Genomic DNA, 24423 nt, shown 5'->3' with positions numbered 1-24423 from the left:
TGCTTCCGCGCGCGCCACCCGCCCCGCAAAGGTGCCCGCAGGGTCACCGCAAGGGGCCCGGCGCGGGCAGGAATTGCTAGAATGGAAGCCTGACACACTGCCAAAGCCCGGCGCCGCCGGGCTGCAGCGCCATTTGTGGCGCAGCATGCCCCCGGCCTGCTGCGCCGCGCAGGAGCCTTCAATGACCTCCCCCTCACTCCTGGCCACCGCCCGCGCGCAAGCGCCGGAGCCGCTTGGAGCCCCTCGTCCGGCCGCCCTGCGCGCGCTGGCTTTTGCAGCATTGGTGGCGCTTGGCGCCCCGGCCGCGGTGATGGCGCAGCCGGCCGAGCAGGCAGGCGGCGCGCTGACCCAGCAAGAGCTGAACCAGATCAACAACCGGCCGATCACCTCGCCGGCCAAGACCCAGCTGAACCAGCCGCGCGAACCGAGCTTCCAGCTCAATGAGCGGGATGGCACCCAGATCCGGGAATACAAGAACAAAGGCCAGGCCACCGATATCGAGGTCAAGTCCGGCATGGGCACCAAATACCAGATGAGCAAGCCGGAAGACAGCTCGCCGAAGATCCGGGACCACGACACGAACCGCGTACCATCGGTCAAAGTGCTGCAATTCTGAGCGTCGGCGTGCCGGGTTTTAGCACCCCGGCTCCCGGGTCCTGGTTTTCGCTTCTGCTACTTGTTTTCTGTTTTCCGATTTCACACGACCCCGCCAGATGATCACGGCGGGGCCGCGCCGGCGCTTCCGGCATCCGTGCCGCGAAAGCCAAGCTCTGCTTGCGCCCGCCGCCATCCGTTTCGATTCACACAAAGAGTATGGCCGTATTCACCACGGTCTCGCCGGACGAGATCGCCAGTTGGCTCCTTGATTACAACCTGGGCGAAATGCGCGACTTGCGCGGCATTGCCTCAGGCATCGAGAACAGTAACTTCTTCCTGACCATGGAGCAGGACGGTGTCACACGCGAGTACGTGCTGACCATCTTCGAGCGCCTGACGTTCGAGCAACTGCCGTATTACCTGCACCTGATGGCCCACCTGGCCGCGCACGACATCCGCGTGCCGGCGCCCATCCCGGGGCGCGACGGCGAGATCCTGCGTGCCCTCAAGGGCAAGCCGGCGACCATCGTCACGCGCCTGCCGGGCGGCTCGCAGCTGACGCCAGGCGTGGGGCACTGCGCGCAAGTGGGTGACATGCTCGCCCGCATGCACCTTGCCGGCCAGAGCTATCCGCGCCAGCAGCCCAACCTGCGCAGCCTGCCGTGGTGGCAGCAAACGGAAGGCGAGATCCTGCCCTTCCTGGATGCCGGCCAGCAAGCGTTGTTGCGCGAGGAAATGGCCCACCAGACCGCTTTCTTCGGCGGCGCGGAGTACGCGGCGCTGCCCGGCGGCCCTTGCCATTGCGACCTGTTCCGTGACAACGCGCTGTTCGAGGCTGGCCCGGCGGGGCAGGAGAAACTGGGGGGCTTCTTCGATTTCTACTTCGCCGGCAACGACAAGTGGCTGTTCGACCTGGCCGTCACCGTCAACGACTGGTGCATCGACCTGGCCAGCGGCGCGCTCGACGCCGCCCGCGGCCAGGCCTTGCTGCGGGCTTATCATGCCGTGAGGCCGCTGGGCCCCATCGAGGCGCAGCACTGGCGCGACATGCTGCGCGCCGGCGCACTGCGCTTCTGGATTTCCCGCCTGTGGGACTTCTACCTGCCACGCGAGGCCGACATGCTGCAACCGCATGACCCGACCCACTTTGAACGCATCCTGCGCCGGCGCATCGAAGCCGCCGCGCTGCCCTGGACCTGACCGTCATGCAATTACTGGAAGTCTCCGCCAAGGAAGGTTATGTCTGGTTCCGCCAGGGTGTCTGGCTGTTCCGCAAGAATCCGCTCGCCTTCCTGATGCTGTTGTTTGTCTACCTGATCGCCGCGCAACTGGCCGTGTTCGTGCCGCTGATCGGCATCATCGCGCTGCTGGTGGTCACCCCGGGCCTGTCGGTCGGCATCATGACCGCCTGCCGCGAGGTGATCCTGAACAAGCGCGTGCTGCCGACCGTATTACTGGCGGGATTTCGCGGCAACGGCAAGCAGGCAAGCCGCAACCTGCTGGTGCTGGGTGGCATCTACGCAGGCCTGGTCTTCGTGCTGAGCCTCATCGCGGGCAGCCTGGTGGACATCAGCACGCTGGTGCCGATCCTGCTCAAGGAAGAAGCGCCGTCGGCGGAATCCGTGCGGCAGCTTTACTTCGCGCTGATGATCGGGGCCGCGTTGTACACGCCGATTGCCATGCTGTTCTGGTTTGCGCCGCTGCTCACCGCGTGGCACAACGTGCCGCCGGTCAAAGCACTGTTCTTCAGCTGGACCGCGTGCTGGCGCAACCGTGGCGCGTTCCTGGCCTATGGCGTGGTGTTCGCGGTCTTGCTGGTGGCGGTGCCGTTCTTCCTGGAGGCGTTGTTCGGCGCATTGGGGGCTGAGGCGGTGCTGTCCTTCCTGGTCACGCCGTACTCGCTGCTGATGCTGGCGATCATGTATTGCTCGTTCTACGCCACTTACCGCGGCTGCTTCAATGTCGTGCCGGAAGAAGCCGCCGGCAGGCCGGACCTGGCCGCCTGAAGGCAGGTCACGCCGCGGTCACCCGGGTCACCCGGGTCACCCGGCTCACAGGCCGAACAGCCGGGCCGCGTTTCGGTCCGGCGCCTCGCACAGCGGGCCCAGCCACTCCCACACCTTGCACTGCAGGCCGGCATAGCCGGCCTCGGCCTCGTGATTGGTCCAAGGCCAGTCCGATCCCCATAGCAAGCCTTGCTCGCCCAGGCAGTGGTGCCAGCCAGCCACCACGCCTGCCAGGTCCGCCGCCACGCGATACGGCGCGCTCAGCTTGACGTAGACCTCCCTCTGCCCACGCCAGTGCGCGGCGCAAGCCAGCATCGGCGCGTCGGCCTGCGCGCCCGGCGCGGGCTTGCCGAAATGATCCAGCACCAGCGCGATCGGCACCGCCGGCAGCCAGGCCCGCAGCTCGTTGAGCCGGCCCGGATCGGTGTGCAACTCCAGGTGCCAGCCCAGCGCGTGGGCCGCCTCCAGCAGCGCGGGCCAGCGCGCATCCCGCCATGATGCGTCGTCGTGCCGCCCCACCATATTCCAGCGCAGGCCGCGCACGCCCAGGCCATGCAGCCGCGCCAACTCGCCGGCGGATGCCTCCGGGCCCACCACGCAAACACCGCGCAGCGCGGGCGAAGCCGCCAGCGCTGCTTCCAGCTCGCTATTGTCGCAGCCGAAAAAACTTGGCTGCACTACCACGCCCGCGCGCACGCCATGGGCCCCGGAGATGGCTTGCCACTGCGCCAGGCTGGCGCCGTAGGCGGGCCGGTAGCGCGCCCCGCCCACGGCGGGAGCCTCGGCGGAAAACACGTGGAAATGGGAATCGATCTGGAACATGTTCAGGCCCAAGGAACGGCGCATGCCGCCATGAATGGTAGCGCCGGTTGACACCCGCGCCCCTCCATTCTATGCTCTAGTCCTATAGATGACTAGAGCCCACCTCTCTCCCCGAACAGGCACCGCTGCCGGGGCACGCATGGAGACACGAATGCCAGACCGTTCCGCCCTGCCCGACCCGACGGGAGCCGGCCTCGACGCCACGCCAGCCAGCCTGGCGGCGCCGCGCTGGGCCCGCATCGCGACCGCGCTCAAGGGCCGCATCCTGGCCGGCGAATGGGCTTCCGGTACCGCCATTGCGGCCGAGAGCGCACTGGCGGAGCACTACGGCGTGGCGCTGGGCACCATGCGCGCCGCCATCCAGGCACTGGTGGACGAAGGCTTGCTGGAACGCGTGCATGGCCGCGGCACCTTTGTGCGCGGCGCGCTGACCGGCGCCACCATGGCGCGGTTCTTCCGCTTTGGCGATGCCGGCTCGGAGATTCCCGAGTCGCGCATCGTGTCGCTGCGCACGCTGGCGGCGCCGGCGGATGTCGCCGTGCAGCTTGGCCTGGCTGCGGGAACGCCGGTGTTGCGCGTATTGCGCCAGCGCGGCTGGGAAGGCCAGGTCCGCCTGCTCGAGACCATCTGGCTGCCGGCGCTGCTGTTCGGCACGTTGGCCACGCTCAAGCCGGCCGAGTTCGCGCCCCTGCTCTACCCGATGTATGCCGAGCGTTGCGGCGTCACGGTCGGCCGCGCCGTCGACGACCTGCGCTTCACCCGGCTTGGCGCACGCGAGGCCGCCCAGCTGAGCTTGCCAGAAGGCCATCCCGCGCTGGCGGTCAGCCGCGTGGCGTTTGACCTGGCGGGCCGGCGCGTGGAGTTCCGCCAGACGCTGGGCAATGCCGACGATTTCCACTACCGCGCCGAGGTTCGCTGAGCCCCGCGCGACGCCACCGCAAGCGCGGGCCGGCGCAAGCACCCAGACCTACACATTCCGAGGAGACCCATGCGATTCCCGATCCGACTTTGCGCCACCGCCCTGTTCTGGCTCGCTGCCGGCACCAGCAGCCTTGCGCACGCACAGGCCTGGCCCGCGGCCAAGCCCATCCGGCTGGTAGTCACCTATGCGCCCGGCGGCGGTGCCGACACCATGGCCCGCTTGATCTCGCCGCGCCTGGGCCAGGAGCTGGGCCAGACCATCGTGGTGGACAACCGGCCCGGCGCGGGCGGCCAGATCGGCACGGACCTGGTCGCCAAGTCCGCCCCGGACGGCTATACGGTGCTGCTCGACGCCGCCTCGTTTGCCGCCAACCCCTCGCTCTACAAGCGGCTGCCCTACGACCCGGTCAAGTCCTTCATCCCGGTCTCGGTGCTGGCGCTGTATCCCAACATGCTGGTCGTGAACCCGCAGTTCCCGGCCAAGACCACGCAGGAGTTGATCGCGATGGCACGCGCCAAGCCGGGCAGCATTGCCTATGCGTCCTCGGGCAACGGTTCGGCCCAGCACCTGGCGGGCGCGCTGTTCGCGCAGCGCATGAAGCTGGACCTGCTGCACGTGCCGTACAAGGGCGGCGGCCCGGCCATGGCCGATGTGATTGCCGGGCAGGTGCCGGTGTTCTTCGCCAACACGGCGTCGGGCCTGCAGCATGTGCGCGCGGGCAAGCTGCGCGTGCTGGGCGTGACCGGCGCCAAGCGCACGGCCATCCTGCCGGACACGCCAACGCTGGCCGAGGCAGGCGTGCCGCACTACGAGGTCTACGAGTGGAATGGCGTGTTCTTGCCGGCGGGCACGCCGCCGGAAATCGTCAAGCGCCTGTCGGATGCGATCCGCAAGGTCATCAACCTGCCGGAGAATCGCGAGCGCGTAACCAGCCTGGGCGGGGAGATCGTGGCCGGCACGCCGGGCGAGGCGGCGAAGTTCATCCAGGCCCAGACCACCGAATGGGCCAAGGTGATCAAGGAGGGCAACATCCAGCTGGACTGATTCCTCTGCCTGGTCGACTGGGCGCCCGTCCGCTCAGTCGATCGGGTCCAGCTTGGCGACCGACAGCACCAGCCATTTGGCCCCGTGGCGCTTGAACTTGATATTTGCACGGGCGGCTTCGCCCTCGCCTTCGAGCCCGGCGATCACGCCTTCGCCAAACTTGTTGTGGAACACGCTCTGGCCGATACGCAAGCCGGAGCCGGCCTGGCGCTTGGCGTCGGCGTAGCCGTTGCCGGTGTCCATGCCGCCGGTAGGCTGGGTGCCCGAATAGGGAACGTCCTCCGCCTTCTTGAACCAGTCGCGGCCCCAGCCGCCCTCGTTCTGCTGGCGGCGCTGCGAACCACCGCCGCCGCCATAGGCCTGCGCAGGCGGCATCAGCCACTTGAGCGATTCCTCGGGCAGCTCCTCGAAGAAGCGCGAGCGCACGTGATAGCGCATCTGCCCATGCAGCACGCGGCTTTGCGCGAACGAGAGATAGAGCCGCTCGCGCGCACGCGTGATGGCCACGTACATCAGGCGACGCTCTTCCTCCAGCCCGTCGGCCTCCGTGGCGCTGTTCTCGTGCGGGAACAACCCCTCTTCCAGCCCGGTGATGAAGACCGCGTTGAACTCCAGCCCCTTGGCGGCGTGCACCGTCATCATCTGCACGGCGTCCTGGCCCGCCTGCGCCTGGTTGTCGCCGGCTTCCAGCGAGGCATGGGTGAGGAAGGCAACCAGCGGGGTCATCACCGCCGGCAGCGCCTCGGGGTCCAGCACCTGCTGGGCCTGGTCGCCCTCGGCCAGCGCGGGCAGCGGCTGCGCGCCATCGCGCCCGACCGGAATCGCGCTGGCCAGCGCATCCAGCCCAAAGCCTTCCTCCGTCACGAACGCCTGCGCCGCCGTCACCAGTTCCTGCAAGTTCTCGATGCGGTCCTGGCCTTCTTTTTCAGCGCGGTAGTGCGTGATCAGGCCGCTGGTATTGGTGACGTACTCGACTGTTTCCGGCAGCGTCATGCGGCGTGTCTCGGCGCGCATCTGCTCGATCAGCCGCACAAAGGCGCCCAGCGTGCTGCCGGCCTTGCCGGGCACGAAGGCCACGGCTTCGGCCAGCGAGCAGTTGTACTGGCGCGCCGCATCCTGCAGGGCTTCGAGCGAGCGCGCGCCGATGCCGCGCGTGGGGAAATTCACCACGCGGCCAAAGGCAGCGTCGTTGCGCGGGTTTTCCAGCAACTGCAGGTAAGCCAGCGCGTGCTTGACTTCGGCACGTTCGAAGAAGCGCAAGCCGCCGTACACGCGATAGGAAATGCTGGCCGAGAACAGCGCGTGCTCGATCACCCGCGACTGCGCATTGCTGCGGTAGAGGATGGCGATTTCCGAGCGGCTCATGCCCTGCGCGATCAGGTCACGGATTTCCTCCACGATCCAGCCGGCTTCCTGGCCGTCGGTGCCGGCCTGGTACACCCGCACCGGTTCGCCGTGGCCCGCATCGGTGCGCAGGTTCTTGCCCAGGCGGCGCGAATTGTGGGCAATCAGGTGGTTGGCCGAATCCAGGATGTGGCCATGGGAGCGGTAGTTCTGCTCCAGCTTGATCATGTGGCGCACGCGGAACTCGTGCTCGAAGTCGCGCATGTTGCCGACATTGGCGCCACGGAACGCGTAGATGCTCTGGTCGTCGTCGCCGACCGCGAACACCGCGGCCGGGTTCTGCGTGCCGAAGCCGGCCAGCATCTTGAGCCACTGGTACTGCAGCACGTTGGTGTCCTGGAACTCGTCCACCAGCACATGGCGGAAGCGGTGCTGGTAGTGCTGGCGGATCGCGTCGTTGTAGCGCAGCAGCTCGTAGCAGCGCAGCAGCAGCTCGGCGAAGTCGACCACGCCTTCGCGCTGGCACTGCACATCGTAGGCGGCGTAGAGATCGACGAAGCGGCGGTTGAAGTCGTCGTTGGCCTCCACGTCGGCCGGGCGCAGGCCTTGCTCCTTGGCGTTGTTGATGAAGTACTGCAGGTTCTTGGCCGGGTACTTCTCGTCATCCACGTTCAGCGACTTGAGCAGGCGCTTGAGGGCGGAGAGCTGGTCCTGGCTGTCGAGGATGGCAAAGGTCTGCGGCAGGCCGGCATCGCGGTAATGCGCGCGCAACATGCGGTTGCACAGCCCGTGGAAGGTGCCGATCCACATGCCGCGCGTGTTGATCGGCAGCATCGACGTCAGCCGCGTCATCATTTCCTTGGCGGCCTTGTTGGTAAAGGTCACCGCCAGCAGGCCGGCGGGCGACACCCGGCCGTTCTGGATCAGCCATGCGATCCGGGTGGTCAGCACACGCGTCTTGCCGCTGCCCGCGCCAGCCAGGATCAGCGCCGGCTCGTCGGGCAAAGTGACGGCGGCTAGTTGTTCAGCATTGAGATTGGCAAGCAGGTCGGACATCGGGAAGGCCTTGTGGAGTGCCCCGAATTATACCGGGGTGCCCCCCGTGCCCGCGCGGCCCCGGCCGCCGGACAGGGGGATCGTCCGGCGGCGGGCCGGGAACCACGCAAAATGGCGCAAAAAAGCGCGGCCGATCCCCTCGCGAGAGGTAAGCAGAGCACTTTCAGGCAGGGCAATGCACCGGCAAAATGACGCCGCGCGGCCGATCCCGGGCCGAAATCGCGCGCCCCCCACCCGCCTCCCCTATAATTTGATGTTTTCCCGGCGCGTTGCCCCTGCCCGCCTGGCCCGCAGAATCCGACGTAATCATCGACATCCGAGCATGACCGCCCAAGACCAGTCCCTTGCCAAGAGCTTCGAACCCGCCGCCATTGAGGCCAAGTGGGGCCCAGAGTGGGAGAAGCGCGGCATCGCGAAGCCGACCCTCGACCCGGACCGTCCGGACTTCTGCATCCAGCTGCCGCCGCCCAATGTGACCGGCACGCTGCACATGGGCCATGCCTTCAACCAGACCATCATGGACGGCCTGGCCCGCCATGCCCGCATGAGCGGCGCAAACACCCTGTGGGTGCCGGGCACCGACCACGCCGGCATCGCCACCCAGATCGTGGTGGAGCGCCAGCTGGAAGCGCAAGGCGTATCGCGCCATGAGCTAGGCCGCGAAAAGTTCGTCGAGAAGGTGTGGGAGTGGAAGGAAGAGTCCGGCTCGACGATTACGCGCCAGATCCGCCGCATGGGCGCCTCGATCGACTGGAGCCATGAGTACTTCACGATGTCGCCGGAGATGTCCAAGGCGGTCACCGAAGTCTTCGTGCGCCTGTTCGAGCAAGGCCTGATCTACCGCGGCAAGCGCCTGGTCAACTGGGACCCGGTGCTGGGCACCGCGGTGTCCGACCTGGAAGTGGACAACGTCGAGGAAGATGGCTCGATGTGGCACATCCGCTATCCGCTGGCCGAAGCCGATACCGTGCACGGCCTGACCCACCTGACGGTGGCCACCACCCGCCCCGAGACCATGCTGGGCGACGTGGCCGTGATGGTGCACCCGGAGGACGAGCGTTATGCGCACCTGATCGGCAAGTTCGTGCGCCTGCCGCTCACCGGCCGCGATATCCCGGTGATCGCCGACGACTACGTCGACCGCGAGTTCGGCACCGGCGTGGTCAAGGTGACGCCTGCCCATGATTTCAACGACTATGCGGTTGGCCAGCGCCACAAGCTGCCGCAGCTGTCCATCCTGACGCTCGACGCCAAGATCGTCGCCGACGCGCCCGCCGCCTATGCCGGCCTGGACCGCTTCGAGGCGCGCAAGCGCATCGTGGCGGACCTGGATGCCCAGGGCCTGCTGGCCGAGGTCAAGAAGCACAAGCTGATGACGCCGCGCAGCGAGCGCACTGGCAGTGCCATCGAGCCGATGCTGACCGACCAGTGGTTCGTGGCCATGAGCAAGCCGGCGCCGGAAGGCACCTTCCACCCGGGCCGCTCGATTGCCGAAGTGGCGCTGGACGCCGTGCAGAGCGGCGAGATCAAGCTGATCCCCGATAACTGGAACAGCACCTACAACCAGTGGCTGGAGAACATCCAGGACTGGTGCATCTCGCGCCAGCTGTGGTGGGGCCACCAGATCCCGGCCTGGTACGACGAGGCCGGCAAGTGCTTTGTCGCCCGTACCGAGGAAGAGGCGCAGGCCCAGGCGCGCGCAGCCGGCAGCACCGGTCCGCTGCGCCGCGAGGACGATGTGCTCGACACCTGGTTCTCCTCGGCCCTGGTGCCCTTCTCGTCGCTGGGCTGGCCCGCCGAGACGCCGGAGTTGCAACATTTTCTACCGTCGTCGGCACTTGTTACCGGTTACGACATCATCTTCTTCTGGGTGGCGCGCATGGTCATGATGACCAAGCACTTCACCGGCAAGGTGCCGTTCCATACCGTCTATGTGCACGGTCTGGTGCGGGATTCGGAAGGCAAGAAGATGAGCAAGTCCGAGGGCAACACCCTGGACCCGGTCGACCTGATCGATGGCATCGAGCTCGAGCCGCTGCTCAAGAAGCGCACCACCGGCCTGCGCCGTCCCAAGGACGCGCCCAAGATCGAGAAAAAGACCAAGAAGGAATTCCCCGAGGGCATTCCGGCGTTCGGTGCCGATGCCCTGCGTTTCACCTTCGCCTCGCTGGCCACGCTGGGCCGTAACATCAACTTCGACACCGGCCGTTGCGAAGGCTATCGCAACTTCTGCAACAAGCTGTGGAACGCCACGCGCTTCGTGCTGATGAACACCGAAGGGCACGACTGCGGCATGGGCCCGTGCAGCAACGACTGCGGCCCCGACGGCTACCTGCATTTCTCGCAGCCGGACCGCTGGATCGTGTCGCTGCTGCAGCGCGTGGAAGCCGAAGTGGAAAAGGGCTTTGCCGAGTATCGCTTCGACAACATCGCCAGCGCCATCTACAAGTTCGTCTGGGACGAGTACTGCGACTGGTACCTGGAGCTGGCCAAGGTCCAGATCCAGAACGGCACGCCCGCGCAGCAGCGCGCCACCCGCCGCACGCTGCTGCGCGTGCTGGAAACCGTGCTGCGCCTGGCCCACCCGATCATCCCCTTCATCACCGAAGAGCTGTGGCAGAAGGTAGCGCCGCTGGCCGGCCGCGCCAAGGGCGACGGCAGCGAGACGCTGGCGCTGCAGGCCTATCCCCTGCCCGCCATGGCAAAGATCGACGAGGCCGCCGAGCAATGGACCGCGCAGCTCAAGGCCGTGGTCGACGCCTGCCGCAACCTGCGCGGCGAAATGAACATCTCGCCGGCCCAGCGCATTCCGCTGTACGCTGAGGGCGACAGCGCGTTCCTGACGTCGGCCCAGGCTTATGTGCAGGCGCTGGCGAAACTTTCGGAGGTCAAGGTATTCGAAGATCAGAATGCCCTGATGGCGGAAGGTGCCGGCGCGCCGGTGGCCATCGTCGGCGGCAACCACCTGCTGCTGAAAATCGAAATCGACGTGGCCGCGGAACGCGTGCGCCTGTCCAAGGAAATAGAGCGCATCAGCGCCGAACTCGGCAAGTGCCGTGGCAAGCTGTCCAACGAGAGCTTCGTCGCCAAGGCACCGCCCGCCGTCGTCGCGCAAGAAACCCAGCGTTTGTCGGATTTCGAACAGACGCTGGTCAAGCTGCAGGATCAACTACAGCGTTTGCCGGCATGAGCTTTGCATCACCAGCAGGGTTGTCTACACCGAATTGATAAGGAAAACCGATATGGAAACCCGCGTCACCAAGGCTGTCTTCCCGGTAGCCGGTCTCGGCACTCGTTTTTTGCCGGCTACCAAGGCAAGCCCGAAGGAAATGCTGCCGGTGGTCGACAAACCCCTGATCCAGTACGCCGTGGAAGAAGCCATGGCTGCGGGCATCACCGAGATGATCTTCGTCACCGGCCGCTCCAAGCGCGCCATCGAAGATCACTTCGACAAGGCCTATGAGCTCGAAGCGGAGCTCGAGGCAAAGAACAAGCAGGCCCTGCTCAGCCTGGTGCGCTCGATCAAGCCGTCGCACGTGGAATGCTTCTATGTGCGCCAGCCCGAGGCGCTCGGCCTTGGTCATGCCGTGCTCTGCGCGGAAAAGCTGGTGGGCGACGCACCGTTCGCCGTGATGCTGGCCGATGACCTGCTGGATGGCGATCCGCCAGTCATGAAGCAGATGGTGGACATGTACGGCCACTACAACTGCTCGGTGCTGGGCGTGGAAGAGATCGCGCCGGAGCAGAGCCGCTCCTACGGCGTGGTGGATGGCCGCGAATGGGACGAAGGCGTGATCAAGGTGTCGGACATTGTCGAGAAACCGGCGCCCGAGAATGCGCCGTCCAACCTGGGCGTGGTTGGCCGCTACATCCTGACCCCGCGCATCTTCGACCATATCCGCAACCTCAAGCCGGGCGCGGGCGGCGAGTTCCAGCTCACCGATGCCATCCAGTCCCTGCTCAGCCAGGAACAGGTGCTGGCCTACCGCTACAAGGGCGTGCGCTACGACTGCGGCAGCAAGCTGGGCTACCTGAAGGCCACCGTGGAATTTGCGCTCAAGCACCCGGAGGTGATGGACGAATTCAGCACCTACCTGCGCGCGCGCGCCAATAGTATCTGAGTGCCAGAAGATCTGGAGCCATGAAAAAAGCCGCAAATGCGGCTTTTTTCATTTGGCGCGGGGCGCGCCCGCGTCAAGCTGTCGTTGATTTAACGCCGGCGCATGTAGAACACGAACACCTTGTCCACTTCCTGGTGCGACAGCAGTTCGTTGCCGGTCTGCTTGGCAAACGCCTGGAAATCCCGCGTGGCGCCGGGATCGGTGGCGAGAATCTTGAGAACGTCGCCGCTGGGCATGTCGGCCAGCGCCTTCTTGGTGCGCAGGATCGGCAGCGGGCAGTTCAGGCCGCGCGCATCTACTTCTTTCTGGAACTCCATTCCTCTCTTCCTTGGTTCTGTGCGCTCAGGGTCCGGCATGGCCCGTTGTGGCCGCTAGTCGCCATTAGGCCATGGGACCGTGCCTGCCGTGTCGCATCGATGACTGATGATTATGGCCGGTATTGTAGCGAAATGCCCGGCTGTCCCAGGCCTTCGCGCCGGCGCGGGTCGGGAATGTCCTCGCCAGTCTGGCGATCGAAGAACCGCACCGGATGGCCACGCGAGGCCAGCCAGTCGGCCACCGCGAAGCCCGTGCCCGCCGACCAGATCCGCATGTCCTCGGGCGCCACCAGCTTGTAGTCGGCCAATTCCTCGGACAACGCGATGGTGCCGCTCGCCTGCACATGGTAGGCGATGATCAGCTCGTTCTTGCGCATGAACTCGTACACGCCGATCAGCGATACCGAGTGCGCGTCCAGGTTGGTTTCTTCCTTGAGCTCCCGCGCCACGCCCTGCTCCGGCGTCTCGTCGCGCTCCATGAAGCCGGTCACCAGCGCGAACATTTTTTCAGGCCACGCGGCATTGCGCGCCAGCAGTAGCTTGCCTTCATATTCCACCACCGCGGCCAGCACGGGCAGCGGGTTGTTCCAGTGGACAAAGCCGCACTCTGGCTGGATGCAGGCATCACGTTCGCGCCCGGAATGCGGCAGCAATTCCAGCGGCGATCCACATTGCGGACAGTATCGGTAAACGGCCATGCGGGAGCTCCTGATTTTGTATTGTTATGTTGCCATTTTATAAGGGCGGCGGCATTCACGCGCCGCAGGCCGCGCGCATATCCGCGGCCAGCGCCTCGACGGTTTCCGGCTGCAGATCCCACGAGCACATGAAGCGGCAGCCGCCGGCGCCGATAAACGTATAGAAGCGCCAGCCCTTGGCACGCAGCGCCTCGATGGCCGCGAGCGGCAGCTCGGCAAAGACAGCATTGGACTCGGTCGGGAACATGATGCGCACGCCGGGGATGGTGGCGATGCGCTCATGCAGCAACTGCGCCATGGCATTGGCATGGCGGGCGTTGCCGAGCCACACATCGTTCTCGAGCAAGCCCAGCCATGGGGCCGAGATAAAACGCATCTTGGAAGCCAGTTGCCCGGCCTGCTTGACGCGGTAAGCAAAGTCCTCGGCCAGCTTGCGGTCGAAGAACACCACCGCCTCGCCCACCGGCAGGCCGTTCTTGGTGCCGCCGAAGCACAGCACGTCCACGCCTGCGCGCCAGGTGATCTCCGACGGATGCACGCCCAGCGATGCCACGGCATTGGCGAAACGCGCGCCGTCCATGTGCACGCGCAACTGGCGGCGCTTGGCGATGGCGGCAATGGCTCGCACTTCCTCCACCGTGTACACCGTGCCGACCTCGGTCGACTGCGTCAGCGACACCACCTTGGGCTTGGGATAGTGGATATCGGAGCGGCGCGTCACCAGCGCTTCCACCGCTTCGGGCGTGAGCTTGCCGTTGGCGCCAGGCGCGGTCAGCAGCTTGGAGCCGTTGGAGAAGAACTCCGGGCCGCCGCACTCATCGGTCTCGATATGTGCCAGCTCATGGCAGATCACCGAGTGGTAGGACTGGCACAGCGCGGACAGCGCCAGCGAGTTCGCCGCGGTACCGTTGAAGACGAAAAACACCTCGCAATCGGTCTGGAACAGCTCGCGGATCCGGTCACAGACTTTTTGCGTCCACGAATCGTCGCCATAGGCCTGCTCGTGGCCGCTGCCGTTGGCTTCGAGGAAATACTTGAGCGACTCCGGACAGAAGCCGGCGTAGTTGTCGGAGGCGAAATGCTGCATGGGGAGATCCGTGGCGGGTGGCGTGGCGCGTGCCATGGGCGTCGGGGCTTGTGGCCTTTGGCCCGGAGCGGTTTTTGTCTGGGGCGGTCTGCGGCGTAGCTGCGCGTGGCTTACTTCTTGTCAGCCCACAGCTGGCCGCCGGTGGACCAGTTCTCGCGCTTGATGTCGGTGATGATGATATCCACGGCCGAGGCCGAGCAGCCGAGGGTTTCGCAGGTGACGCGGGTGACTTCCTCGACCAGCTTGCGCTTTTGCTCGATGGTGCGGCCTTCGAAGAGTTCTACGTGGTAAGTCGGCATGGCTTGTTTCCTGTTTCCTGTTGTCGTTTTGTTTTTCGCTGTCCGTTGCGGATTGCCCTGGCGATGCGCGGAGGGATCTGCCAGCACCCGTCAAAGTCAGTCGCGGTACGAAGCATCGATTCTATCGAGTTTGCGCAACAGCGACGGCCATTCCAGTTCGCCCTCGACGGCGCCGCCGTCGTCAAGCTGCTCGGACGCCCGTTGTGCCAGCGCATGCGACGGCTGCACGACCTGTCCGCCAGCCTGCGCGCCAAGCTGGATCTCGCAGGCCTTGATGAGCGTCGCCATCAGCACGTACGCCTCGGCCACGGTCCGGCCAACCGTCAGCGTGCCATGGTTGCGCAGCAGCATGGCGGGATGCCGGCCGAGCGACGCGGTCAGCCGCGCGCTCTCGGCGGGCGTGAACGCCAGGCCTTCGTAGTCGTGATAGGCCAGCCGGCCATAGAAGCGCAAGGCGTGCTGCGAAAGGGCCAGCAGGCCGCAGGCCTGGGCCGATACCGACACGCCAGCGCTGTTGTGCAGGTGCATCACGCACACCGCATCGGGGCGTGCTGCATGCACCGCGCCATGCAGCGCGAAGCCGGTGACGTTGACCGCATGGGTGCTGTCGCCCACCACCTCGCCGCGGCCGTTGATCTTGACCAGGTCGCTGGCGCGGATTTCGTCAAAGGCAAAGCCGAACGGATTGATCAGGAAGTGATCGGGCTCATCCGGCACAGCTGCAGAGATATGGGTGTAGATGAGGTCGTCCCAACCCTGCCGGGCGCACAAGCGGTAAGCCGCCGCCAGGTCGACGCGCATGCGCGACTCGGCTTGCGTGACGGGTTGAGTGGCGCCCGCGGCACGGGCGGGCTGCAAGGCAAAGGACATGGTTCGGCTCCTGCGCCGCGCGGGTGCCGCGCGCCGGTTCAGCCAACCGGCGCCGGGGGCGGCAAAGGCGATACTGTAGCGCAAGGCAGGCGCTGCGTCAGGACGTGCCCCGGCACCTTGGCAGGGCCGGATTATCTGCGTTGTTGCCGGCTCATCCAGGCGAAGATCGCGCCACCCAGCAACAGGGCCGCCACTGCGCAACCAAGCGAGGCGGCGAAGCCGCCGGTGCGTGCCACCAGCGCCGTGGCCAGCGGCGGCCCGACGATCTGGCCAAGGCCGTAGCTGGCGGTCATCAGGCCCATCAGGCGCTGCGCCTGTGCGCCCCACAACCGGCGCGCCTCGCGCATGGCGAACGACACCAGCGCATTGAACGGCAACCCGGCCAGCATGCTGCTGAGCGCGAAACCAGCCACCGTTGGCCAGACCACCGCGATGGCCACGCCGATCGCCTGCATCACATAGGTAAAGGCCAGCAGCCGGCGATTGTCGCGCTCCGTGCTGACGCGCGAGGCCACGAAGGCGCCAATGGTCACCCCCACGCCGAAGATGGGCCAGAACAGGTCTGCCCACAGCGAGCCCGGCATGGCCTGGCGCGCGATCACCGGCAGGAACGTGGCCGTGATGATGTAGCCGAAGCCCGCCAGGCCGTAGGCAAAGGTCAGCAGCCAGGTCTCGCGGCCCAGCCGGGGCGCCGCTTGCGCCGACGCGGCCGGGCCGGCTGCGTGCGCGGTGCGCGGCGCGGGCGTGAAGACTTGCCAGACCGCGCTGACCAGCAGCACCGCCAGCACGCCGAAGGCCAGCCAGCCCCAACTGGCCCGCCAGCCGGCGCTCACCATGGCAAAGACGGAAACGCCCGTGATAACGATGCCAATGCCCGGCCCGCAAAAGATCACGCCACCCAGCGACGCCCGGCCCAGTTCGGCCAGCCGGTGCATGCACCAGGCCGAGCCGTAGACCATGACCATCGCGCTGGCCACGCCGGCCGCAGCGCGCCACAGGCCCCAGGCCGCCATGCCGCCGGGCGCGGCCATGCCAAGCGTCAGCACGACGGTGGCCACCATGCCGAGCCGGACCATGCGCGCCGGGTCGGGCCGGATGAACAGGCAAGCGGCGGCGCCGGCGAAGTAGCCCAGGTAGTTCAGCGTGGCCAGCCAGCCACCCTCGCCCAGCGTGACGCTGCCGTCGTGCAGCATCATGGGCAGCAGCGGCGTAAAGGCGAAGCGGCCAACGCCCATCGCCACGCCCAGCGCCACCAGCCCCGCCAAGGCCACGGCCCAGACGCCAGGCTGTGCCTGCGCCGGCGCGGCAGCGTTGCGGGGTGCCAGTGTGGATGTGGATTTCATAGGCGCATGCTACGCTCCGGTCAACGAACCGAAAAATGAATAATTGAGAACTCAATCATCTTTTTCAGAGATGATCGTTTGTTCGTCATCACTACATCATCACACCCGGCAAGGGGATCGCAATGGACCTGGCTTCCCTGGAAATCTTTCGCTGCGTCGTGGAGGAAGGCGGCATCACCCGCGCCGCCACCCGCCTGCACCGCGTGCAGTCCAACGTCACCACCCGCATCCGCCAGCTGGAGGCCTCGCTCGGCGTCGATCTATTCCTGCGTGACGGCAAGCGCATGGTGCTGACGCCGGCCGGACAGACTTTGTTCGACTACGCCCGCCGCGTGCTGGACCTGGCCGAAGAAGCCCGCCAGGCCGTGCTGCCGGCCAGGCCGCAAGGCCGCCTGCGCATCGCCTCGATGGAGAGCACGGCGGCCAGCCGCCTGCCCGCCGTGCTGGCCGCCTATCACCAGGCGTGGCCGGACGTGGAGCTTGAGCTGGTGACCTGCCCCACGCGCCAGGCCTTGCAGGCGCTGGCGCGCTTCGAGGTGGACTGCGCCTTTGTGGCCCAGCCGCTGGACGATCCAGCGCTGGCGTCGCTGCCGGCGTTCGAGGAAGAGCTGGTGCTGATCGCCCGCGAGCGCCATGCTCCCATACACAGCGCGGCAGACCTGGAAACCCGCACCATGCTGTCGTTCGAGTCCGGCTGCAATTACCGCGGCCGGCTCGAAGCCTGGTTCGGCGCCAGCGGCAGCCCGCCGCGCCGGGTGCTGGAGCTGGGCTCGTATCACGCCATCATTGCTTGTGCCGCAGCCGGCATTGGCGTGGCGATTGTGCCGCGCTCGGTACTTGGCCTGTACCGCGACCTGCCCAAGATCAGCCTCCACGACCTCGGCCAGGCCGGCAAAGTCACCACGTTGCTGGCTTGGCATCCGGCCATGGCCAATACCGCGCTGGGCGCCTTGGCCGACACATTCCGCGCCCCACGGCCAGGACTGGCCGCGGCCGCCTGAGTCCGCCAGCTGCCGCCACACCGGGCAAGATGTGCCCGGTCGCCTACACTGGAAGTGGCGCCGCGTTTGCACTCCACGTGCCGGCGTCATTGCCATGAAGCATGTCCCGATGCTCCTGCGATGGCTTGCAACGGCCTTCTGGCTAGCCCTCGTTGCCTTGGCGGCGACGCCGCTGGTCCCCGCCACGCCGGCCAATGCGCAGGCGAGCGCGCCCGCGGCCACCGGCGCTGTCCCGCCCGTTTTCGTCATCCCGCTCAAAGGCGCGATCGGCCCGGCCAGCGCGAGCTTTATCGAGCGCGGCATGGCGCGCGCGCGCTCTGACGGCGCGCAGCTGATCGTGCTGGAAATGGACACCCCGGGCGGGCTGGACCTGTCGATGCGCGAGATCATCCAGGGCATCCTGGCCTCACCGGTACCGGTGGCGAGCTATGTCTATCCGGGCGGCGCGCGCGCGGCCAGCGCCGGCACCTACATCCTCTACGCCAGCCATATCGCCGCGATGGCGCCCGGCACCAACCTGGGCGCGGCCAGCCCGGTGCAGATCGGCATCGGCGGGCCACAGAAGCCAGAGGCGGCCCCAGCCTCCGCCCCTGCCGGCGCGCCGCCGCAGGACACCATGGAGCGCAAGCAGATGCACGACGCCTCGGCCTATATCCGCGGCCTGGCGCAATTGCGCGGGCGCAATGCCGAGTGGGGCGAACGCGCGGTGCGCGAGGCGGTCAGCCTGTCGGCCAGCGAGGCGGTCGCGCAGAAGGTCGCGGACCTGATCGCGCCCGACCTGCCTGCACTGCTGCGCGCCGTGGACGGCAAGCACATCCAGGCCGCCGGCGTGGACCGCGTGCTGCGCACGGCGCACGCGCCGGTGCAGGTGCTGGAGCCGGACTGGCGCGACAGCTTCCTGGAGGTCATCACCGATCCCAGCGTGGCGCTGATCCTGATGATGGCCGGCATCTACGGCCTGATCTTCGAGTTCTCCACGCCGGGCATGGTGGTACCCGGCATTGGCGGCGCGATCTGCCTGCTGCTGGCGCTGTTCGCGCTGCATATGCTGCCCGTCAGCTACGCGGGCCTGGGGCTGATCGCACTGGGCATCGGCTGCATGGTGGCGGAGCTATACCTGCCCACCTTTGGGGCGCTGGGCGTGGGCGGCATCATCGCCTTTATCTTTGGGGCGGTGATGCTGATCGATACGAATGTGCCCGGCTTCGGCATTCCGCTGTGGCTGATCGGCAGCCTGGCACTGGCCAGCGCGGTGTTCCTGTTCGCCGTCTGGACGCTGCTCTGGCGCGCGCGGCGCATGCCCGCGATCAATGGCGGCGACGCGATGATCGGCACGCCCGGCGTGATCCTGGACGATCTCCAGGAAGACGGCTGGGCCGAGGTGCGTGGCGAGCGCTGGCGGGTACATAGCCTGCGGCCGCTGGCGCGCGGCGAGCCGGTGCTGGTCATCGGGCGCAATGGGCTGCTGCTCGAAGTGCGCTCCCTCCACGCGTCTGGAACGACATCCGGCCCGATTCCCCCATCCACCCAAGGAGCATGATCATGGCATTTGGATTCAGCGCAGGCGGTCTGGTCTTCATCGTTGCCTTGCTCATTGTTTCCTCGATCCGCGTGCTGCGCGAGTACGAACGCGGCGTGGTGTTCATGCTGGGGCGCTTCTGGAAGGTGAAAGGCCCAGGGCTGGTGATCCTGATCCCGGCGGTGCAGCAGATGGTGCGCGTGGACTTGCGTACGGTGGTGATGGACGTGCCGCCGCAAGACGTGATCTCGCGCGACAACGTGTCGGTCAAGGTGAATGCGGTGGTGTATTTCCGCGTGATCGACCCGGAGCGCGCCATCATCCAGGTGGCGAACTTCCTCGAGGCCACCAGCCAGCTGGCGCAGACCACCTTGCGCTCGGTGCTGGGCAAGCATGAGCTCGACGAGATGCTGGCCGAGCGCGAGCAGCTCAACATCGACATCCAGAAAGCGCTCGATGCCCAGACCGATAGCTGGGGCATCAAGGTCTCCAACGTGGAGATCAAGCACGTCGACCTCAACGAAACCATGATCCGCGCCATCGCGCGCCAGGCCGAGGCCGAGCGCGAACGGCGCGCCAAGGTGATTCATGCCGAGGGCGAGTTGCAGGCCTCGGTGAAGCTGCTGGAAGCCGCGCAGATGCTGGCAAGGGAACCGCAAGCGATGCAACTGCGTTATCTGCAGACGCTGACGCAGATTGCCGGCGACAAGAGCTCGACGATCGTGTTTCCGTTGCCCATCGACATCCTGACGCTGGTGGGAAAGCTGAGCCGCGAGTCGACGTGAAAAAAGGCGCCTGGGGCGCCTCAGACTGCTGACAAAGGTAGATCTGCGCAGGGGGTCACTCCCCTCTCCCGCGGGCGGGAGAGGGGCTGGGGGAGAGGGCGGGTGCTCGTCACGCCGTCATGCTGGAAACAACCATGGGCTTCGCTTCAAGTGGCCCCTAGCTAAGCCACCCCTCACCCCGGCCCTCTCCCCCTGAGGGGAGAGGGAGAGACAGCCGTCGTCATGGCACGCGGCTTTGGCCCATTCCTCGGCTTCGGCGAATGCCTCAGATCTGCCTCAGACCTGCCTCAAACCTTGCCCGCGACCCACTCGCCGACACCTGCCAGCGCCTTGGGCAGGTTGGCCGGCTCCGTGCCGCCAGCTTGCGCCATGTCCGGACGGCCGCCGCCCTTGCCGCCGACCTGCTGCGCGACAAAGTTGACCAGCTCGCCGGCCTTGACCTTGGCGGTGGCATCGGCGGTCACCCCAGCGATCAGGCTGACCTTGCCGTCGGCCACCGCGCCTAGCACGATGGCCGCGGTGCCCAGCTTGTCCTTGAGCTTGTCCATGGTTTCGCGCAGCGTCTTGACGTCGGCGCCGTCGAGCTGTGCGGCCAGCACCTTGATGCCCTTGACGTCGATGGCCTGCGCCGCCAGCTCGTCGCCTTGCGAAGCAGCCAGCTTGCTCTTGAGGCGCTCCAGTTCCTTCTCCAGCGCGCGCACTTGTTCCTGCACCTGCCCGATACGCGGCACCAGTTCGGACGGCTGCGCCTTGAGCGCGGCGGCGGCTTCGTTCAGCTTGGCGTCCAGTGCTTGCAGGTAATGCAGCGCGTTGTCGCCGGTGATGGCTTCGACGCGGCGGATGCCCGCTGCCACGCCGCTTTCCACCACGATCTTGAACACACCGATATCGCCGGTGCGGGTCACGTGGGTGCCGCCGCACAGTTCCTTGGAGCTGCCGATCGACAGCACGCGCACGTCGTCGGCGTACTTCTCGCCGAACAGCGCCATCGCGCCGCTCTTGACCGCGTCGTCGAAGGGCATGACTTCAGCACCGGTAGCTGCGTTCTGCAGGATCTCGGCGTTGACGATCTCCTCGACGCGACGGATCTGCTCGTCGGTCATCGGCGCGTTGTGCGAGAAGTCAAAGCGGGTCTTGTCCGCGTCGACCAGCGAGCCCTTCTGCTGCACGTGGCTGCCCAGCACTTCACGCAATGCCTTGTGCATCAGGTGGGTGGCCGAGTGGTTGCGCACGGTGCGCGCGCGGCGCTGCGCATCCACCTGCGCGGTGACGCTGTCGCCCACCTTGAGCGCGCCGCCCGCCAGGGTGCCCTGGTGGCCGAACACATCGGCCTGCACCTTGGTGGTATCGACCACGCTGAACACGGCGCTGCCGCTCTTCAGTTCGCCCTGATCGCCGGCCTGGCCGCCGGACTCGGCGTAGAACGGCGTGTTATCCAGCACGATCACGCCGGTCTGGCCGGGCTGCATCGTGTCGACGGATGCGCCGTCCACATACAGCGCGGTGATCTTCGCACCGTCCACGCCCAGCTTTTCGTAGCCGTGGAAGGTGGTCTTGTCGCCCTTGTACTCCAGGCCGGCCGCCATCTTGAACTTGCCGGCGGCGCGGGCCTGCTCGCGCTGGCGGTTCATGGCCGCGTCGAAGGCGGCTTCGTCCACCGTCATTTCCTGCTCGCGGCACACGTCCTGCGTCAGGTCCAGCGGGAAGCCAAAGGTGTCGTGCAGCTTGAAGGCAAGTTCGCCGTCGAGCACGGTACCGCCCTTGGCCTTGACGTCGGCCAGTGCCGAGTCAAGGATGGACATGCCGTTCTCGATGGTTTCGAAGAAGCGTTCCTCTTCTGCCTTGAGCACCTCCACGACGCGCGATTCGGCGTCGGACAGTTCCGGATAGGCTTCGCCCATCTGACCCACCAGATCGCCCACCAGCTTGTGGAAGAACGGGGTCTTGCGGCCCAGCTTGTAGCCGTGGCGGATGGCGCGGCGGATGATACGGCGCAGCACGTAGCCGCGGCCTTCATTGCCGGGGATCACACCGTCGACGATCAGGAAGGAGCACGCGCGGATGTGGTCGGCGATGACCTTCAGCGAATTGTTGTTGAGATCGGTGGTGCCGGTCTCGCGCGCAGCGCCCTTGATCAGTGCCTGGAACAGGTCGATCTCATAGTTGCTGTGCACGTGCTGCAGCACCGCGGCGATGCGCTCCAGGCCCATGCCGGTGTCGACGCAGGGCTTGGGCAGGCGCGGCATATTGCCTTGCTCGTCCCGGTTGAACTGCATGAATACCAGGTTCCAGATCTCGATGTAGCGGTCGCCGTCTTCCTCGGGAGATCCCGGGGGGCCGCCCCACACGTCAGGGCCGTGGTCGTAGAAGATTTCCGAGCACGGGCCGCAGGGGCCGGTGTCGGCCATCTGCCAGAAGTTGTCGGAGGCGTAGCGCGCGCCCTTGTTGTCGCCGATGCGCACGATGCGCTCGGGCGGCACGCCGACTTCCTTGGCCCAGATGTCATAGGCTTCGTCGTCTTCCGCGTACACCGTGACCCACAGCTTCTCGGCCGGCAGCTGGTAGACCTTGGTCAGCAGCTCCCACGCGTACTGGATCGCCTCGCGCTTGAAATAGTCGCCAAACGAGAAGTTGCCGAGCATTTCAAAGAAGGTGTGGTGACGCGCGGTGTAACCCACGTTCTCCAGGTCGTTGTGCTTGCCGCCGGCGCGCACCGAGCGCTGCGACGAGGTCGCGCGGGTGTACGGGCGCTTGTCGGTGCCCAGGAACACGTCCTTGAACTGCACCATGCCGGAGTTGGTAAACAGCAACGTCGGATCGTTCCCCGGCACCAGGCTGGACGAGCGGACCACGGTATGGCCCTTCGATTCGAAGTACTGCAGGAACTTGCTGCGGATGTCGGAGACTTTCATGTTCTGGGCAAGGGCGTCCCACGTCGTGGCAGGGCGCTGTCGGTCAAGATGGTTTTGCAAACCGTTGATTATACGGGGAAGCCTGAGCGCGCGGCATTCCGCCGGGGATTCGCCTTGCGCCGCCCGCAATACCGCGCGCCGCCGCGATCCGGGCCGGCCGCGATGTGCGCCCGGCGGCCTGCCGGTGGTAAAGTGCTGGCTGTCCCAGCCGGACGCCCCCGAGCCTGGTTTCGCGCCAGCCTCCGATTGCCCTGCAAGCCGCCACCCAGACCAGACGGCGGGGCCGCCCGGCCTTCCCTCGCCCACCCCTTGCCGGATCCGCAATACACCCCATGGGAGCTTTAAGCCACCTCCGCGTCCTCGACCTGACCCGCGTTCTCGCCGGGCCATGGTGCGCCCAGAACCTTGCCGACTTCGGCGCCGACGTGATCAAGATCGAGCGCCCCGGCGCCGGCGACGATACCCGCACCTGGGGCCCGCCCTGGCTGCAGGACGGCGAAGGCCGCGATACCGCGGAAGCTGCCTATTACCTGGCCGCCAACCGCAACAAGCGCTCGGTGACCTGCGATATCAGCACGCCCGAGGGCCAGGAACTGGTGCGCGCGCTGGCCGCCCAGAGCGATGTGGTGCTGGAGAACTACAAGGTCGGCCAGCTGAAGAAGTACGGGCTGGACTACGACTCCCTCAAGGCGATCAAGCCGGGCCTGATCTATTGCTCGGTGACCGGCTTCGGCCAGACCGGCCCCTACGCGGCGCGCCCGGGCTACGACTTCATCATCCAGGGCATGGGCGGCTTCATGAGCCTGACCGGCGAGCGCGACGACCTGCCCGGCGGCGGCCCGCAGAAGGCCGGCGTGGCCATCTCCGACCTGATGACCGGGCAGTACGCCACCATCGCCGTGCTGGCCGCGCTGGCCCACCGCGAGCGCACCGGCGAAGGCCAGTACATCGACATGGCCCTGCTCGACGTGCAGGTGGCCATGCTGGCCAACATGAACACCAACTACCTGGCCAGCGGCGAAGCGCCCAGGCGCTGGGGCAACGCGCACCCCAATATCGTCCCCTACCAGACCTTCCAGGCGGCCGACGGCTGGATCATCGTGGCGGTGGGCAACGACGGCCAGTTCCGCAAGTTCGTCGTTGCCGGCGGGCGCCCCGAACTGGCCGACGACCCGCGCTTCGCCACCAACCCGCAGCGGGTTGCGCATCGCGATGTGCTGGTGCCGATCCTCGCCGACATGGTCAAGCCGCGCACCCGCGCCCAGTGGATCCTCGACCTGGAAGCCGCCGGCGTGCCCTGCGGCCCGATCAACACGCTGGACGACGTGTTCGAGGATGCCCAGGTCAAGGCGCGCGGCCTGCGCGTGGACCTGCCGCACCCGAGCGCCGGCGAGGTCAAGCTGGTGGGCAGCCCGATCAAGATGAGCGCGACGCCGCCCGAGGCCGTGCGCCACCCGCCGCTGCTGGGCGAGCACACCGACGCCGTGCTTGGCGACATGCTGGGCTACACGCCGGAGCAGATAGCCGCGCTGCGCGCCAAGGGCGTGCTGTAAGGTGCTGGCCGCCTGTGTGCCTGCAGTGGCGGCGCGCGGGCGGCGAGCCGGAGTTTGTCGTCGTTGTTCCCATAACCGTTGCCGTAGCGAGAAAAAGCAAGAACCCTGACACCGCGCGCGCCGGCGT

General features: G+C 66.7%; 20 protein-coding genes. 11 read left to right on the top strand and 9 right to left on the bottom strand.

The features are described from left to right. The first annotated feature begins 181 nt into the window (after nt 1–181). The 3 genes from AC07XB_RS08300 (at nt 182) to AC07XB_RS08290 (ending at nt 2603) form a co-directional block, all read left to right on the top strand. Nucleotides 182–616 carry a hypothetical protein gene (locus AC07XB_RS08300; RefSeq protein WP_492373995.1) on the top strand — a complete coding sequence of 145 codons (435 nt, stop codon included), beginning with the start codon at nt 182–184 and terminating at the stop codon, nt 614–616. Nucleotides 617–813: 197 nt separating this feature from the next. After that, nucleotides 814–1797 (top strand): homoserine kinase, encoded by a 984-nt coding sequence (locus AC07XB_RS08295; protein WP_492827679.1) that lies wholly within the window; start codon nt 814–816, stop codon nt 1795–1797. A 5-nt stretch (nt 1798–1802) separates the two neighbouring features. Continuing rightward, the gene (locus AC07XB_RS08290; RefSeq protein ID WP_006159000.1) at nt 1803–2603 is read left to right on the top strand and encodes a BPSS1780 family membrane protein; all 801 of its coding nucleotides are present in this window, start codon (nt 1803–1805) and stop codon (nt 2601–2603) included. Nucleotides 2604–2648: 45 nt separating this feature from the next. Here AC07XB_RS08290 and AC07XB_RS08285 read toward each other — a convergent pair whose 3' ends face one another. Beyond that, on the bottom strand, nt 2649–3449 hold the full coding sequence (locus AC07XB_RS08285; RefSeq protein ID WP_492827680.1) for an amidohydrolase family protein: 801 nt from the start codon (nt 3447–3449) through the stop codon (nt 2649–2651). Nucleotides 3450–3576: 127 nt separating this feature from the next. On the opposite strand from AC07XB_RS08285, the gene AC07XB_RS08280 reads away from it, so the two are divergent. Beyond that, nucleotides 3577–4344: a GntR family transcriptional regulator gene (locus tag AC07XB_RS08280; RefSeq protein ID WP_492373993.1), complete on the top strand. Its 768-nt coding sequence runs from the start codon at nt 3577–3579 to the stop codon at nt 4342–4344. Between the two features lie 69 nt (nt 4345–4413). Beyond that, nucleotides 4414–5391 (top strand): tripartite tricarboxylate transporter substrate binding protein, encoded by a 978-nt coding sequence (locus AC07XB_RS08275; RefSeq protein WP_492373992.1) that lies wholly within the window; start codon nt 4414–4416, stop codon nt 5389–5391. Between the two features lie 33 nt (nt 5392–5424). Here AC07XB_RS08275 and AC07XB_RS08270 read toward each other — a convergent pair whose 3' ends face one another. Continuing rightward, a complete protein-coding gene (locus tag AC07XB_RS08270; RefSeq protein WP_492373991.1) occupies nt 5425–7791 on the bottom strand; it encodes a UvrD-helicase domain-containing protein in 2367 nt (788 codons plus the stop codon). 322 nt (nt 7792–8113) lie between these two features. Here AC07XB_RS08270 and AC07XB_RS08265 point away from each other — a divergent pair, with 322 nt between their 5' ends. Continuing rightward, nucleotides 8114–10981 (top strand): valine--tRNA ligase, encoded by a 2868-nt coding sequence (locus AC07XB_RS08265; RefSeq protein ID WP_492814305.1) that lies wholly within the window; start codon nt 8114–8116, stop codon nt 10979–10981. 52 nt (nt 10982–11033) lie between these two features. After that, complete coding sequence (gene galU, locus AC07XB_RS08260) at nt 11034–11912, top strand: UTP--glucose-1-phosphate uridylyltransferase GalU (RefSeq protein WP_459371554.1); 879 nt, start codon at nt 11034–11036, stop codon at nt 11910–11912. An 89-nt stretch (nt 11913–12001) separates the two neighbouring features. Here the strand turns inward: galU and AC07XB_RS08255 are convergent, their stop codons facing one another. The 6 genes from AC07XB_RS08255 to AC07XB_RS08230 form a co-directional block, all read right to left on the bottom strand. Beyond that, nucleotides 12002–12229, bottom strand: coding sequence for a sulfurtransferase TusA family protein (locus tag AC07XB_RS08255; RefSeq protein WP_043348346.1), 228 nt, complete (start codon nt 12227–12229; stop codon nt 12002–12004). Between the two features lie 110 nt (nt 12230–12339). Next, nucleotides 12340–12927, bottom strand: a complete 588-nt coding sequence (locus AC07XB_RS08250) for an NUDIX hydrolase (RefSeq protein WP_043348348.1) — start codon at nt 12925–12927, stop codon at nt 12340–12342. A 55-nt stretch (nt 12928–12982) separates the two neighbouring features. Further along, nucleotides 12983–14014 (bottom strand): threonine aldolase family protein, encoded by a 1032-nt coding sequence (locus tag AC07XB_RS08245; protein ID WP_492376618.1) that lies wholly within the window; start codon nt 14012–14014, stop codon nt 12983–12985. Between the two features lie 110 nt (nt 14015–14124). Further along, nucleotides 14125–14313: a 4-oxalocrotonate tautomerase gene (locus AC07XB_RS08240; protein ID WP_043348354.1), complete on the bottom strand. Its 189-nt coding sequence runs from the start codon at nt 14311–14313 to the stop codon at nt 14125–14127. Between the two features lie 96 nt (nt 14314–14409). Then, on the bottom strand, nt 14410–15183 hold the full coding sequence (locus AC07XB_RS08235) for a class II aldolase/adducin family protein (protein ID WP_492827682.1): 774 nt from the start codon (nt 15181–15183) through the stop codon (nt 14410–14412). A gap of 131 nt (nt 15184–15314) precedes the next feature. Beyond that, a complete protein-coding gene (locus AC07XB_RS08230) occupies nt 15315–16526 on the bottom strand; it encodes a YbfB/YjiJ family MFS transporter (protein WP_492814309.1) in 1212 nt (403 codons plus the stop codon). 122 nt (nt 16527–16648) lie between these two features. Here AC07XB_RS08230 and AC07XB_RS08225 point away from each other — a divergent pair, with 122 nt between their 5' ends. The 3 genes from AC07XB_RS08225 to AC07XB_RS08215 all read left to right on the top strand — a co-directional run bounded on the left by AC07XB_RS08225 (nt 16649) and on the right by AC07XB_RS08215 (nt 19831). Continuing rightward, on the top strand, nt 16649–17527 hold the full coding sequence (locus AC07XB_RS08225) for a LysR family transcriptional regulator (protein ID WP_492376620.1): 879 nt from the start codon (nt 16649–16651) through the stop codon (nt 17525–17527). A 94-nt stretch (nt 17528–17621) separates the two neighbouring features. Further along, nucleotides 17622–19067 carry an NfeD family protein gene (locus tag AC07XB_RS08220; RefSeq protein WP_492376621.1) on the top strand — a complete coding sequence of 482 codons (1446 nt, stop codon included), beginning with the start codon at nt 17622–17624 and terminating at the stop codon, nt 19065–19067. A gap of 2 nt (nt 19068–19069) precedes the next feature. Further along, nucleotides 19070–19831 carry a slipin family protein gene (locus AC07XB_RS08215; RefSeq protein ID WP_492376622.1) on the top strand — a complete coding sequence of 254 codons (762 nt, stop codon included), beginning with the start codon at nt 19070–19072 and terminating at the stop codon, nt 19829–19831. Between the two features lie 287 nt (nt 19832–20118). Here AC07XB_RS08215 and alaS read toward each other — a convergent pair whose 3' ends face one another. Then, nucleotides 20119–22743, bottom strand: a complete 2625-nt coding sequence (alaS, locus tag AC07XB_RS08210) for an alanine--tRNA ligase (RefSeq protein ID WP_492810982.1) — start codon at nt 22741–22743, stop codon at nt 20119–20121. A 332-nt stretch (nt 22744–23075) separates the two neighbouring features. Between alaS and AC07XB_RS08205 the strand changes: the two genes are divergently transcribed. Next, nucleotides 23076–24296: a CaiB/BaiF CoA transferase family protein gene (locus tag AC07XB_RS08205; protein ID WP_253928722.1), complete on the top strand. Its 1221-nt coding sequence runs from the start codon at nt 23076–23078 to the stop codon at nt 24294–24296. Nucleotides 24297–24423 lie beyond the last annotated feature (127 nt).

The sequence above is a fragment of the Cupriavidus sp. GW821-FHT02F09 genome (assembly GCF_059421605.1).
Note: the sequence above shows the minus strand (reverse complement) of the source record. Positions and strands in the feature narration are given on the sequence as shown.